Here is a 14029-nt window from a genome sequence, read left to right as displayed (position 1 = left end):
GACCTGCGCCGAAGCGGCGCCAGCCGTTTCCCAAGTTATCGTTCAGGTCCACATGGTGCGCGCTGTTCCCGCGATCTGGACGGATCGAATCCCGTCATCGAGCCAGGAAGTGCCAGCCGATCCACCACCAGAAGCCGAACAACCCGATCCGGCCCACCGGCACCGGACCGACCTCGTACCGCATGACGTATGCGCAGAGTTCGCCGAGTGTCGGGATCTTCGAGCCCTCCCGTCGGGCCAGCCACTCGATCAGCCCGAACAGCGCCAACCCGACCAGGAACCCGCCGATCGCCAGTGCCCGCATCATCGCCGCACCAGTCCCCAGAACGCCGACAGCCACACCAACCAGGCCGCCGAACGGACCAGTCGGTCCTCCAGCAGCGGGTCGGCCAGCAGGGAGAAGGTGGGGAAGTCGTCACCGGCCGCCGCGATGAAGGTGACCCCCTCGAAGATCCCGAAGACCACCACCGGCAGCGCCCACCAGACCGCGCCGGGTCGCAACCGCTCAGGCGCCGGGCGGGCCTGCACCCGCTTGGTCAGACCGAGCCAGATCAGCACCCCGCCGGCACCGAACACATAGACGTTCGCCTCGGTCGAGAAGGACGAGAAGCGGCCGCCCACCAGTGAGAGAGCGACAAGCACCGGTACGCAGACGACCGGCCGCTCCCAGGTGCGAGGGGCGTCGACGGTGAGATCGTGGGGCTGCTCCATCATCCGATTCTCCCCGCCCTGTCCAGGTGCCGAAGCGCCGACGCCCCGGAGTCGACCCTGAAATCACCCCTGCTGGTCGGTGCCGCTCCTCGGGGCGTACGCCCGCAACTGGGTCCTGATCTGCTCGATGACCTCGTCCACCGTGCCACGGCCGGTGAAACCGGCGGCCAGCCGATGCCCACCACCGCCCAGCGCGACAGCCACCCGACTCACGTCCGTCGCACCCTTGCTGCGCAGGGAGACCGCCCACACCCCCGGCGCGGTCTGCTTGACCACGCAACTCACGTCGGCCTCAGCGGTGCAGCGCACCGGATCGATCAGCGCCTCCAGCACGTACGGCCGCTGCTCGTGGCGGGCCAGGTCGTCCAGGGTCGCGTACGTCCAGACCAGGCCCTGCCCGCCGGCCTCATCGGGCTCCAGCCGGGCTCGCCCGAGCACCTCACCGAAAAGCCGCACCGCGCCGAACGGCCGGCTGTCGAACACCAGCCGCGAGATGTCACCAGGACGGATCCCGGTGGCCAACAGCCGGGCCGCCATCTCGTGCACCGCCGGGGTGGTCGCGTCGAACCGGAACGATCCCGTGTCGGTGCTCAACGCCACGTACAGGCACTCGGCGATGCCGGCGTCCAACGGCACGCCGAGCCGGTCCAGTAGCTGCTCGGCGAGTACGGAGGTCGCCGCCGCCGCCGGATCGACCAGGTTCACGTCGCCGAAGCCACGGTTCGAGGCGTGGTGGTCGAGCACCAGCGCGGTGCCCTTCCCGGTCAACCGGTCGGCCAGCTCACCGAGCCGCGACTCACTCGCCGCGTCGAAGCAGATGACCAGATCCGGCTCGGGTTCCACCTCCGCCTCCGGCACCAGCAGCTCCAGACCGGGCAGGCCGCGCAACGGCTCGGGCACCTCCGGCGGACCGGGGAAGGTGGCCTGCAACCGGCGTACGCCGAGTCGCCGCAGCCCGAGCGCGAAGCCGAGCATGCTGCCCAGCGCGTCACCGTCCGGGTTGACGTGGCAGATCAGCAGCACCCGGCCGTCGGCGGGCAACTGGCGGACCGCTGCCACCGCGGCGGCCCAGTCGGCCTCGGTCGGCCCGGCGGGTGCCGGCCCGGCCTCGGTCGGGCCGACGGATGTCGACGCGGACGGACTCGACCCGGGCGAGTCGACCGGAGCGTGCGGACCTGCCGTCGCCGTCGCCGGGGCCGGCTGACCGCCTGCGACCGCACCGACCCGGCCGGGGCCGGGTTGCCGCCGCACGGCGGGATCCGGCTCGGTCACGGCACCACCGGAGGGAGTGGTCACCGACGGTCCCCGCCCCGGGCATCGTCGGCGGTCCCGTCGGGCTCGTCCTCGTCCTCGGCGCCGTCCTCGTCATCGGCGCCGTCCTCGTCCTCGTCGAGGCGGTACGGCTGCGCCTCACCGGCGTACTCGGCCCTCGCCGCCAGGCGCTGCACCTCGGCGTCCGCGTTACGGGCCGCGGCTAGCAGGTCGTCGATGTGCTTGACCTGATCCTGAACGTCGTCCAGGACGAAGGTCAGCGTCGGCGAGTGGCGCAGCCCGAGAGCCTTGCCGACCGTGCTGCGCAGCATGCCCTTGGCGCTGTCCAGCGCGGCGGCGGTGCCCGCCTGGGCCGCCGCGTCGCCGAGCACGGTGTAGAAGACCGTGGCGTCACGCAGGTCGGCGGTGATCCGGGCGTCGGTGATGGTGATCATGCCGAGTCGGGGATCCTTGATCTGACTCCGCACCACCGACGCGACCAGTTCGCGCACCCGCTCCGCGTGCCGGCGTACCTTGGCCGCATCCGTCATCTCCGCCACCTCCACGGCGTCCCGCTACCGGGCGGGACCGGTGACGCCGGCGTCACCGGAGCCCGCACCGACCCCAACACTCGAACCCTACCCGCGCCGTCCGCCCCCGGCGTGCGGGGCGGTGTTCAGCCGACTCAGTCGTCGTCGCCGTACCACCGACGACGCACCGACAGCAGTTCGACCTCCGGACGGCCCGCCACCAGACGCTCGCACGAGTCGAGCACCTCATGGGCGTGTGCCGCCTCGGCGGCCACCACCGCCACTCCTATCTCCGCTCGCCCGTGCAGGTCGAGCGCCCCCACCTCGGCGGCCGACACGTCGAACCGGCGGAGCGCCGCGACGATCGGCCGCACGTACGACCTCTTGGCCTTCAGCGACCGGGAGTCCCCCGGTAGCAGCAGGTCGAATACTGCGGTTGCGGTGTACATCGTCTGGGGACACTACCCGTACCCCACCCCACATGATCAAGGGGTTTACGCCGGTCGGCGTAAACCCCTTGATCAGTGCGTCACCGCCGGATCAGGCGCGAACCTTCTCCCGCATCTCGAAGGTCTCGATCACGTCGCCGACCTGGACGTTGTTGTAACCACCCAGAGTCAGACCGCACTCGAAGCCCTCCCGGACCTCCGTCGCGTCGTCCTTGAACCGCTTGAGCGAGCTGACCGTGAGGTTGTCCGCCACGACCGTGCCGTCGCGCAGCAGGCGCGCCTTCGCGTTCCGTCGGATGACACCCGACCGGACGATGCAACCGGAGATGTTGCCGATCTTGGACGAGCGGAACACGTCGCGGATCTCCGCGGTGCCGAGCTCGACCTCCTCGTACTCCGGCTTGAGCAGGCCCTTGAGCGCCGCCTCGATCTCCTCGATGGCCTGGTAGATGACGGTGTAGTACCGGATCTCCACGCCCTCGCGGTCGGCCATCTCGCGGACCTTGTTCGAGGCCCGCACGTTGAAGCCGATGATCGTGACCGGCTCGGACGAGGCGCTCGCGAGCATGACGTTGCTCTCGGTGATCGCGCCGACGCCCCGGTCGAGGACCTTGAGCTGAACCTCCTCGGGGATGTCGAGGTTGAACAGCGCGTCCTCCAGGGCCTCCACCGAACCGGAGACGTCACCCTTGAGGATGAGGTTGAGCGACGTCTTCTCGCCCTCCTTGAGCTGCTCCATGAGCGTCTCAAGGGTGGCCCGGCCACGGGAGTTGGCGAACGCCGCCGCCCGCCGACGGGCCTGCCGCTGCTCGGCGATCTGCCGCACCGTGCGGTCGTCCGCCGCAGCGAGGAAGGTGTCGCCCGCCCCCGGCACCGCGGTCAGACCGAGGACCATGACCGGACGCGCCGGACCCGCCTCGGTGACCTGGTTGCCGTTCTCGTCGAGCATCGCCCGGACCCGGCCGTGCGCCCCACCGGCGACGATCGAGTCGCCCGCCCGCAGGGTGCCCTTCTGCACCAGCACCGTCGCCACCGCACCACGGCCCTTGTCCAGGTGCGCCTCGATGGCCACACCCTGCGCCGGCCCGTCGGTCGGAGCGGTCAGCTCCAGCGACGCGTCGGCGGTGAGCAGCACCGCTTCGAGCAGTTCCTCGATGCCGATGCCGGGCTTCGCGGCCACGTTGACGAACATGGTCTCGCCGCCGTACTCCTCGGCGACCAGGCCGTACTCGGTCAGCTGCTGGCGGACCTTGTCCGGGTTCGCCTCCGGCTTGTCGACCTTGTTGACCGCCACCACGATCGGCACCTCGGCCGCCTTGGCGTGGTTCAACGCCTCGATGGTCTGCGGCATGACACCGTCGTCGGCCGCGACCACCAGGATCACGATGTCCGTCACCTGGGCACCACGGGCACGCATGGCGGTGAACGCCTCGTGACCCGGGGTGTCGATGAAGGTCACCGCGCGGTCCACGCCCTCGTGCGGCACGTGGACCTGGTAGGCACCGATGTGCTGGGTGATGCCTCCGGCCTCACCGGCGACGACGTTCGCCTTACGGATCGCGTCGAGCAGCTTGGTCTTACCGTGGTCGACGTGACCCATGACGGTCACCACCGGCGCCCGGCTGACCAGGCGGTCCTCCGCCACCTCGGCGTCGAGGTCGATGTTGAACTGCGCGAGCAGCTCGCGGTCCTCGTCCTCCGGGCTGACGATCTGCACGTTGAAGCCGAGGTGCTCACCGAGCAGCAGCAGCGTGTCGTCGGAGCACGACTGGGTCGCGGTGACCATCTCGCCCAGGTTGAACATCTCCTGGACCAGCGAACCCGGATTGGCGTTGATCTTGTCAGCGAAGTCCGACAGCGAGGCGCCACGGGAGAGGCGTACCGTCTGCCCCTGACCCCGGGGAGCCCCCGAGCTCATGGTCGGAGCCGACAGGTTGTCGAACTCCTGTCTGCGCTGCTTCTTGGACTTGCGACCACGGGTGGGCTTGCCACCCGGACGCCCGAAGGCACCTGCGGCACCGCCGCCACGGCCACGGCCGCCGCCACCGGGGCGACCGCCGCCACCGGCCGGCGCACCCGGGCGGAATCCACCGCCACCGCCGCCACCGGGACCGCCACGGTAGCCACCGCCACCGCCGCCACCACCGGGGCCACCACGGTAGCCACCGCCACCGCCGCCACCACCGGGGCCACCACGGTAGCCACCGCCACCGCCGCCACCACCGGGACGACCGGCGCCCCCACCGGGACGACCGGCACCCGGGCCACCGGGACGACCCGGACGCTGGCTCGGCATCGAGGCCGGGCTGGGCCGGGGCGGCATAGAGGCCGGGCTGGGCCGCGGCGGCATCGAGGCCGGGCTGGGCCGGGAACCACCGGCACCGGCGGCCGGTGGCCGCTGCTGCTGGCTGCCCTGGATGCCGAAGGGGTTGTTACCGGCGCCGCGCGCCGGCGGGCGACCCTGCCGGCCACCCGGACCCGGGTTGGTGGCACCGGGACGACCCGCAGCCGGAGAACCCGGGCGGGGCGGCATCGTGCCGGGACCGGGTCGGGGACCCGGACGGGTACCGCCGTCGGCCGGGGGCTCCCGGCGGACGTTCTCCCGCTGCTGCTGGCGGGCGGCCTGGGCGGCCTTGACCGCGGCCTCCTGCTCAGCCTTCAACGCGGCGGCACGCGCCTCGGCGGCGGCCACCTCGATATCGTGAGCACTCGCCGGCTTGGCGACCGGGGCCGCCGCTGGCGGCGGACCGGGCACCGGACCCTTCGGCTTCGGCCCGGGCACCGCCGGACGCCGTGGTGGCGTCGGCTTGGCGGTGACCCGAGGCTCGCCGGGGGTCGGCGACGGGGTCGGTGCTGCCGCCGTCGGAGCCGGCGCGGCCGGCGGCGCAGCCGCCGAGGCACCGGGGCCACCCGAGGCGACGAACGCGCTGCGCAGCCGTCGGGCGACAGGCGCCTCTACGGTGCTCGACGCGGACTTGACGAACTCGCCCATCTCCTTGAGCTTGGCGAGTACGGTCTTGCTTTCGACCCCGAGCTCTTTTGCAAGCTCGTGTACGCGGGCCTTACCTGCCACTGCACTCCTCACTCCGAGGTCGTGCGGGCAGCACCCGCAGCGACCTCACTCGTGCACTTGAAGCCTGATCATTTCTGGGACTTCATCGTGTGCTCATGTCGGTCGTCCTACCTTGCTAGCGGCCCTCGTCCGGTCGGGTGACCGAACGTGGTGGTTGACGCGTCAGGTACTCCGCGAGGGCCCCGTCATCCGGAACCCCGGCGACGCGCAGCGCGCGCCCGAAGGCACGACGCCGCACTGCCTGCGCGAAGCAGGCCGGATCCGGGTGCATGTTCGCTCCCCGACCCGGCAGCCTGCGGGCCGGATCGGGTCGGAGGCTGAAACCAGCCTCGTCGCCAATCGCGACGATCCGCAGCAATTCACTGGCCGGTGCGCGCCGTCGACAACCCACACAGGTGCGCTCCGGCAGCGCGCGTCGTGCCACTGGTGGAAGTCTACCCCTAGCTACCCGACACCGCTCCGCCCGGTTCCCGGACGTGATCAGCTCCGGATTGCCCGGCGGGGCTGGTCTGTTCGGCGTCGGAGCGAATGTCGATCCGCCAACCGGTCAGTCGGGCAGCAAGTCGGGCATTCTGCCCCTCCCGCCCGATCGCGAGCGAGAGCTGGAAATCCGGAACCGTCACCCGAGCGGCCCGGTTGGCCAGGTCGACCACCTCGACGCGCAGCGCCTTGGCCGGGGAGAGCGCGTTACCGACGAAGGTCGCCGGGTCGTCCGACCAGTCGATGATGTCGATCTTCTCTCCGTGGAGTTCGCTCATCACCGCCCGGACCCGCTGACCCATCGGACCGATGCAGGCACCCTTGGCGTTGACCCCGGCCGCGGTGGAACGCACCGCGATCTTCGTACGGTGACCCGCCTCGCGGGCGATCGCGCCGATCTCGACCGTGCCGTCTGCGATCTCCGGCACCTCCAGGGCGAAGAGCTTCTTCACCAGGTTCGGGTGCGTCCGGGACAACGTGATCTGCGGGCCACGCATTCCCTTGGCCACGTGCACCACCACGCAACGGATCCGCTCACCGTGGGTGTACCGCTCGCCGGGCACCTGCTCCGACTGCGGCAGCACACCCTCCAGCTTGCCCAGGTCGACGGTGACGATGCCCTTCTCGGCCCGCGCCTCGTGCGCCTGCACCACCCCGGTGACCAGGTCACCGTCGCGGCCGACGTACTCGCCGAAGTGCACCTCGTCGGTGGCCTCCCGCAGCCGCTGGAGGATCACCTGCTTGGCGGTCATGGCGGCGATCCGGCCGAAGTCGTGCGGGGTGTCGTCCCACTCCCGCTCGACGGAGCCCTCGGTGCCCAGCTCCTGGGCGTAGACAAGTGCCGCGCCGGTCTTCCGGTCGATTTCCACCCGGGCGTGCGGCTGGGCCCCCTCGGTGTGCCGGTACGCGGTCAACAGCGCGGTCTCGATCGCCGCGAGGATCGTGTCGAACGGGATCTCCCGCTCGCGCTCCAGTGCGCGCAGCGCCGCGAGGTCGATGTTCACCTCTCCTCGTCCTCCACATCGTCATCGTCGTCGACGTCTTCTGATTCGGCCAGCTCGTCGAGGCGGGTGAACTCGACCTGCACCCGACCCGGGCCGAGGTCGGCGTAGGCCCACTCCGCGCGGTCCGCGTCGGTCTCCAGCACCACCCGTTCGGTGTCGGCGTCGACCACCCGGCCGGTGACCTGGCGGTCGCCCCCGGACGGCGTGCCACCGCGCACGGTCACCCGGACCAGCCGCCCCACGTTGCGGCGCCAGTGCCGGGGCAGCGTCAACGGGCGGTCCACCCCCGGCGAACTGACCTCGAGCTGGTACTCCCCCGCGACGATGTCGCCGGCGCTCTCCTCGGCCGCGTCCAGGGCGGTGGAGACCGCGCGTGACACGTCGGCCACCGCGTCCAGGTTGATCCCGCCGTCGGCGTCGACGATCACGCGCACGACGTGCCGGCGGCCGGCTCGGGAGACGGTGAGGTCCTCCAGGTCGTAGCCGGCGGCCTGCACCACGGGCGCGATCACCGAGCGCAGCCGTTCGCGGCGGGCAGCGAGGTCACCGCGGGAGGTCTGACCCGCGCGTGCAGCCTGACCACCGCGGGGTCGCCCCGTCGTCCTGGTGGCACGGCCACGCTGCGTCATCTGAAAAACCTTTCCGCTGCTCGCCGACGCCATGCCGGCACGCCACCGGTGCGGACGCGCCGGTGGCTGCGCAGAGCGTAACGCGCCGCCCGGACGACGGCCCGGGCGGCGCACCGACGCCACCGCCGGACACACCTCGCGGCGATGGTGTTGACTTGTCCGGTGGCGATGGGCAGAACGACTCGGCAGGACGAATCGTCCGAGCTTTCCCGACGCGGCCTACTGCGGGCCGGTGCGCTGCTGGCGCTTGGCGGGGCCGCCGCTCCGCTGACCGGTTGTGACCTGCTCGACCGCGACGAGCCACCGCCGCAGCCCGATCCGCTCGCGCCGCTGCTGGACGAGTCGCTGCGGCTCGCGGCGGGCCTGCGGGCCGCCGCCACCGCCCACCCCGACCTGGCCGCCCGGCTGCTCCCACTTGCCGAGTCGCACGAGGCGCACGCCACGGAACTCGCCCGGCTGACCGGCGTGGCGACCGCCTCCGCCACGCCCACGGCCGCCCCGTCGGACGCGCCGCCGACGGATCGCTCAGCCACGCTGACCGCGCTGCGGAAGTCCGAACGCGCCGGCCGGGAATCGGCGATCCGGGCCTGCGCGGCGGCGCCCGCCGAACGTGTCGCGCTGCTCGGCTCGGTCGCCGCCGCCCGCGCGACCCACCTGGAGGCGCTGCGATGAACGAGCGAAGCGGAGTGACGTCATGAGCGAATCCGCCGAGGCGCTCGCCGGCGCCCTCACCGCCGAGTACGCCGCCATCTGGGCCTACGGCCCCGTCGGGGTACGACTCAGCGGCGCGGAACGCAAGGCCGCGGTGGAGGCGGAAGCCGCTCACCGGGCCCGCCGGGACGCCCTGGTTGTGCAGTTGAGCACCGGCGGCGGCAGCGTTCCGCCCGATCGGGCCGGATACGCGTTGCCCTTCCCGGTGACCGATCGGGCCAGCGCACTGCGCCTCGCCGTGCAGGTGGAGGAACGTACGGCGGCCTTCTGGCGTGCGGCGCTGCCGGTCAGCACCGGTGCCGAGCGGGATCGCGCCCTGGCCGCCCTGGTGGAGTACGCGGTGCGGGCGACCCGCTGGCGGCGAAGCGCCGGAATCACCCCGTTGACCGTGCCGTTCCCGGGTCGCCCCGGCTGAGCCGAGCCGGCTGACGCACCCCGGCGTAGGCGAACTCACGTCCACGCCGGTTGCGGTCGACATACCAGGTATGCATACTCCGGTCCATGTCCATCCGCCACGGCCTGCTCGCCCTGCTCGAACGCGGGCAGATGTACGGCTATCAGCTCAGGGCCGCCTTCGAGGAGTCGACCGGCGCCACCTGGCCGCTGAACATCGGGCAGGTCTACACCACCCTGTCCCGGCTGGAGCGGGACGGTCTGGTCAGGCCGCTGCCGGAGAGCGAAGCCGGACAGCGGCCGTACGAGATCACCGACGCCGGGCGGGCGGACCTGGCCCTGTGGTTCGCCACCCCGCTCAGCCGCAGCGACCGCCCCCGCGACGAGCTTTCGATCAAGCTGGCGCTGGCGTTGACCACCCCCGGCGTGGACGTCCGTGCGGTAGTCCAGACGCAACGGACCGCCACCATGCGGACATTGCAGGAGTTGACCCGGCTGAAGTACTCCAGCGACCGTCCGGAGGATCTGCCGTGGCGGCTGGTGCTGGACGCGATGGTGTTCCAGGCCGAGGCCGAGGTGCGCTGGCTCGACCACTGCGAGAGCAGCCTGGTGCGGCACCGCCCCCCGGCCGCCGGCCCAGCGCCCCTCTCCGAGGCGGTGGGCCACAGTGGTGAGGAGGCACGACGGTGACCGCCGCTGGGAGGCAGATGCCGGCCGCCCCCGACCCGCGGGCCACGTCGGACTCCGCCGACATCCCCGACGGATCCGTCCCCGCACCGGCCGGCGACACGGTACTCGACCTGCGTGACGTGCATCGCACGCACGGCAGCGGCCCGGCGGCGGTACACGCCCTGCGCGGGGTGAGCCTGGCTGTACGCCCCGGCGAACTCGTCGCCGTGATGGGCCCCTCCGGTTCGGGCAAGTCCACCCTGCTCACCCTGGCCGGCGGGTTGGACAGCCCGACCGCAGGTGAGGTGCACGTCGAGGGGCAGCCGCTGCACGCCCTGGACCGGCGCGGGCTGGCCCGGCTGCGCCGCCGCCGGATCGGGTACATCTTCCAGAACCTCAACCTCATCGGCAGCCTGACCGCCGTGGAGAACGTCGCCCTCCCCCTCGAACTGGACGGCACCCGGGTACGAACGGCCCGCCGGCTGGCGCTCGACGCGCTGACCGAGGTGGGGCTGTCGGAGCTGGGTGACCGGTTCCCGGACCAGCTTTCCGGTGGCCAGCAGCAGCGCGTCGCCATCGCCCGGGCGTTGGTCGGGCAGCGGCGCCTCGTGCTGGCCGACGAGCCGACCGGGGCGCTCGACTCGCAGACCGGGGAGGCGGTGCTGCGGCTGCTGCGCCGCCGGGTCGACGCGGGGGCCGCCGGTGTGCTGGTGACCCACGAGGCGCGCCACGCGGCGTGGGCGGATCGGGTGGTCTTCCTGCGCGACGGCGTGACGGTCGACTCGACGGCCCCGCTGGCCGGCGTGGAGGCCCTGCTCAGCGGCAGCGGCCGGTGAGCGGTCGACCGGCCCGGCTGACCGGCGGCGCACGGCTGGCCGAGACGCTCGGATCGTGGCGAGCCGCGCTGCGCATCGCCCGACGCGAGGCGAAGCGGGCGCGCGGGCGTACCACCCTGGTGCTGGCGATGATCATCCTGCCGGTGCTGGCGTTGAGTTTCATCGCGGTCAGCGTCGACATGGCCCGGCTGACCCCGAACGAGCAGATGGAACGCCGGCTCGGCAGCGCCGACGCGGAACTTCGGATGGTGGGGCGCGGCCCGGTCGAGCAGAACTCCGACGGCAGCGGCTGGACCTCCGGAGACCGGGACCAGCCGCTCACCGCACCGGTCACCACGGAGCACGTCGCCGCGCTGCTGCCCGAGGGCAGCCGGGTGCTGGCGGTACGTCGCTGGGTGCCGTTCAGCGCCTGGCAGGGCGACCGGATCAGCGACGACATCACCGCCACCGTGATCGACCTGACCGACCCCCTCGGGCAGGGCACCGCCCGGATCCACCGGGGCCGGCCACCGGCCACCGCCGACGAGATCGCGGTGAACCTGGCCGCCCGTCGCAGCCTCGGCGTCGACCTCGGGGACCGGGTCCATGCCGGGGACGGCACCCGTACCTGGACGGTCGTCGGCGTGGCCGAACTCCCCGAACGACTGACCCCGATGGTCATCCTGCATCCCGCCGGGGCTCCCACGCAGACCGACCCCGACGAGGTGTTCCTGGCCGACCTGCCCGGCCCGCTCACCGCCGACACCTTCCGGCACCTCAACCGCAACGGCGTCGTGGTCACCGCCCGCGTACCCGCGCCGCCCGGGAAGCTGCCGCCCACGTACGTCGACTCGCGGATGAGCGGAATGAACGTGGAGGCGGTCAGCACCGGCGTACTCGTCGGCGGGCTCGGCCTGCTCGAAGTGGTGCTGCTGGTCGGGCCGGCGTTCGCCGTCGGGGTACGCCGTCGGCGACGGGAACTGGCCCTGGTCGCGGTCGCCGGTGGCGATGCGGTGCAGCTGCGTCGGGTGGTGCTCGCCGACGGCGTGGTGCTGGGCGTAGTCGGTGCGGTGACCGGGATCGCGCTCGGCGTGGCCGCCGCCTTCGCCGGCCGGCCGCTTGTCGAACAGTTCATCTTCCAGCAGCGGTTCGGCGGCTACCGCGTCTGGCCCGCGGCCCTGGTCGTGATCGCGCTGGTCGCGGTGCTGGCCGGGGTCCTGGCCGCGCTGGCACCGGCGTGGACGGCCGCCCGGCAGGACGTGGTGGCCGGGCTCGCCGGACGGCGGACCCCGCCCGTGCACCGACGCCGGTGGCTCGCCATCGGTATCGCGCTGGCCGCCGGCGGCACCGTCGTGGCCGCGATCGGCGCGGTCGTCACCTCGCAGCCGGTCATCCTCGCCGGGCTGGTCCTGGGCGAACTGGGGCTGGTGTTCGCCACCCCGACGCTTGTGGGACTGCTGGCCCGGCTCGGTCGGTTCCTGCCACTGGCTCCCCGGATCGCGGTACGCGACGCCAGCCGCAACCGTGCGTCGGCCGCGCCGGCCATCTCCGCCGTGATGGCCGCAGTCGCCGGCAGCGTCGCCCTCGGCCTCTTCCTGGCCAGCGACGACGCCCGCAGCGATCAGCGGAACCGGTCGCTGCTGCCGGAACGCACCGTGCTGGTCACCACCGGTGGCGATCCCGCGTCGGACCGCCCACCCGCCCTCGACCAGATCAGCGGCCCGGCGCGGGAACTGCTCGGTGCCGACACGATCGCTCCGCTGGTCGCAGCGGGCTGCTCGCCGGACTTCTACGCCTGCACGATCACCGCGACCATGCCCCCCGAGCGGGCCTGCCCCTGGCAGCCGTACGAGCCGCTCAGCGCCGCCGACCAACTGCGGGCCCGCGCCGACTCCCGCTGCCAGCGCATCGACGACAGCCCCAGCGGCCCTTACCTTCGGGTCGCTGTAGACGACGGCACCACGCTGCGGCTGCTCACCGGCGTCGCACCGGCCGACGCCGACGCCGCCACCGCAACGCTGCGCTCCGGTGGCGCCGTGATCACCGACGCCCGCTTCCTGCGCGACGGCCGGCTGGATCTCCGGGTCGAACATGGCAGCGAGACGCGGCCGGCGGACCTCACCACGGTGCCCGGGCACACGCTGCACACCGGGCTCGGTGAGCACTGGCTGCTGCTCTCCCCCGCCGCCGCCGACCAGCTCGGGCTCATCACCCGGCAGATCGGCTGGGCGTTGCACGTCCAGCAACCACCGGACGAGCAGCGACAGGACGAACTCGACGCCGCGCTCCGCCCGCTCGGCTCCGTGGGCATCTCGGTGGAGCAGAACCGGGACTACGACGACACCCGCCCGCTACTGCTGTTGCTGGCGGCGGTCTCCGCGGTGGTCACCGTCGGCGCCGCCGGCATCGCCACCGGTCTGGCCGCCGCCGAGGGTCGGGCCGACCTGTCCACCCTCGCCGCGGTCGGCGCAGGCCCGGGCGTACGCCGCCTGCTGTCGCTCTGCCAGGCTGGCCTGATCGCGGTGCTCGGCTCGACGCTCGGCATCGTCGCCGGACTCGCCTCGGCCCTGATCGTGCTGGCCTTCACCAACCGGCGGTACGCCGACAGTTGGCCGATCGAACCGCCCTACCCGCTTGTGATGCCCTGGCTCACCCTGGGTGTGCTGGTGGCGGTACCACTTGTGGCGATGCTCGGCGCGGCGCTGTTCACCCGGTCCCGGCTACCGGTGGAACGCCGTCTGGACTGACCGGCACCCGACACCTCAGACTGTGCGGATGTCCGTGCTGGGAAGCCTCACCCGCCGGGTCGGTCGGTACCGCTGGTTCGGTGCCGCCATCCGGCTGCTGGTACCCGTCGACCGGGCCGTCGGGCGGCTGACCCGGGGCCGGGTGGTCGCCCTCGGGCTCGTACCGTCCCTGGTGATCACCACGACCGGCCGCAAGTCTGGTCGGCCGCGCAGCAACCCGCTGCTCTACGTGCCCGACGGCGACGGATACGTGGTCGTCGGGTCGAACTGGGGCCAGGCGCACCAGCCGGCGTGGTCGCTGAACCTGCTCGCCGAGCCGAGGGCCGAGGTGGACGTCAAGGGTCGCCGGATCCCGGTACGCGCCGAGGTGGCCTCCGACGCCGAACGCGACCGGCTGTGGCGGCTGCTGGTCGACGAGTGGCCGGCCTACGAGACGTACGTGGAGCGGGCCGGTGGCCGGGAGATTCGGATCTTCCGGCTGGTGTCCGACGACGACCGCCTCACCTGACCCCCGTCGCGGCTCGACCGGGAGCCCCGACACAGGCGTTAGGGTGTGCGGTGACCGAG

At 72.5% G+C, this 14029-nt stretch carries 14 protein-coding genes and 1 pseudogene; 6 read left to right on the top strand and 9 right to left on the bottom strand.

Annotated features, from left to right (window positions below):
- Window positions 1-94: 94 nt before the first annotated feature.
- The 9 genes and pseudogenes from AB0J93_RS01870 to rimP all read right to left on the bottom strand — a co-directional run bounded on the left by AB0J93_RS01870 (window position 95) and on the right by rimP (window position 8127).
- Window positions 95-304, bottom strand: coding sequence for a DUF6186 family protein (locus AB0J93_RS01870; protein WP_363917684.1), 210 nt, complete (start codon window positions 302-304; stop codon window positions 95-97).
- A complete protein-coding gene (locus AB0J93_RS01865; RefSeq protein WP_363917682.1) occupies window positions 304-711 on the bottom strand; it encodes a hypothetical protein in 408 nt (135 codons plus the stop codon). The genes AB0J93_RS01870 and AB0J93_RS01865 overlap by 1 nt, the downstream gene beginning before the upstream one ends.
- A gap of 63 nt (window positions 712-774) precedes the next feature.
- Entirely contained in the window at window positions 775-1770 is a 996-nt protein-coding gene (locus tag AB0J93_RS01860) for a bifunctional oligoribonuclease/PAP phosphatase NrnA (RefSeq protein WP_363917680.1), read from the bottom strand.
- Between the two features lie 233 nt (window positions 1771-2003).
- On the bottom strand, window positions 2004-2513 hold the full coding sequence (gene rbfA / locus AB0J93_RS01855; protein ID WP_363917123.1) for a 30S ribosome-binding factor RbfA: 510 nt from the start codon (window positions 2511-2513) through the stop codon (window positions 2004-2006).
- Window positions 2514-2647: 134 nt separating this feature from the next.
- Window positions 2648-2941, bottom strand: a complete 294-nt coding sequence (locus AB0J93_RS01850) for a DUF503 domain-containing protein (protein WP_363917121.1) — start codon at window positions 2939-2941, stop codon at window positions 2648-2650.
- A gap of 91 nt (window positions 2942-3032) precedes the next feature.
- On the bottom strand, window positions 3033-6014 hold the full coding sequence (gene infB, locus AB0J93_RS01845) for a translation initiation factor IF-2 (RefSeq protein ID WP_363917119.1): 2982 nt from the start codon (window positions 6012-6014) through the stop codon (window positions 3033-3035).
- Window positions 6015-6107: 93 nt separating this feature from the next.
- Window positions 6108-6438 (bottom strand): annotated as a pseudogene (locus AB0J93_RS01840) (YlxR family protein).
- A gap of 16 nt (window positions 6439-6454) precedes the next feature.
- Window positions 6455-7498 (bottom strand): transcription termination factor NusA, encoded by a 1044-nt coding sequence (gene nusA / locus AB0J93_RS01835; protein WP_363917117.1) that lies wholly within the window; start codon window positions 7496-7498, stop codon window positions 6455-6457.
- Complete coding sequence (gene rimP / locus AB0J93_RS01830) at window positions 7495-8127, bottom strand: ribosome maturation factor RimP (RefSeq protein WP_363917115.1); 633 nt, start codon at window positions 8125-8127, stop codon at window positions 7495-7497. Before rimP ends, nusA begins: the two co-directional genes overlap by 4 nt.
- 168 nt (window positions 8128-8295) lie before the next feature.
- On the opposite strand from rimP, the gene AB0J93_RS01825 reads away from it, so the two are divergent.
- The 6 genes from AB0J93_RS01825 (at window position 8296) to AB0J93_RS01800 (ending at window position 13970) form a co-directional block, all read left to right on the top strand.
- Window positions 8296-8799, top strand: a complete 504-nt coding sequence (locus tag AB0J93_RS01825; protein WP_363917678.1) for a hypothetical protein — start codon at window positions 8296-8298, stop codon at window positions 8797-8799.
- A gap of 22 nt (window positions 8800-8821) precedes the next feature.
- Window positions 8822-9253: a ferritin-like domain-containing protein gene (locus AB0J93_RS01820; RefSeq protein WP_363917113.1), complete on the top strand. Its 432-nt coding sequence runs from the start codon at window positions 8822-8824 to the stop codon at window positions 9251-9253.
- Window positions 9254-9339: 86 nt separating this feature from the next.
- Window positions 9340-9921 (top strand): PadR family transcriptional regulator, encoded by a 582-nt coding sequence (locus tag AB0J93_RS01815; RefSeq protein ID WP_363917111.1) that lies wholly within the window; start codon window positions 9340-9342, stop codon window positions 9919-9921.
- Window positions 9918-10736 (top strand): ABC transporter ATP-binding protein, encoded by an 819-nt coding sequence (locus AB0J93_RS01810; protein WP_363917109.1) that lies wholly within the window; start codon window positions 9918-9920, stop codon window positions 10734-10736. Before AB0J93_RS01815 ends, AB0J93_RS01810 begins: the two co-directional genes overlap by 4 nt.
- Window positions 10733-13462: an ABC transporter permease gene (locus tag AB0J93_RS01805; RefSeq protein WP_363917107.1), complete on the top strand. Its 2730-nt coding sequence runs from the start codon at window positions 10733-10735 to the stop codon at window positions 13460-13462. Before AB0J93_RS01810 ends, AB0J93_RS01805 begins: the two co-directional genes overlap by 4 nt.
- 28 nt (window positions 13463-13490) lie before the next feature.
- Complete coding sequence (locus AB0J93_RS01800) at window positions 13491-13970, top strand: nitroreductase family deazaflavin-dependent oxidoreductase (protein WP_363917105.1); 480 nt, start codon at window positions 13491-13493, stop codon at window positions 13968-13970.
- Window positions 13971-14029 lie beyond the last annotated feature (59 nt).

Origin of the sequence: Micromonospora sp. NPDC049374 (genome assembly GCF_040677165.1) — a bacterium.
Lineage (GTDB): Bacteria > Actinomycetota > Actinomycetes > Mycobacteriales > Micromonosporaceae > Micromonospora.
The sequence above is the reverse complement of the archived record's forward strand: the minus strand, read 5'-3'. Positions and strand labels throughout refer to the sequence as shown.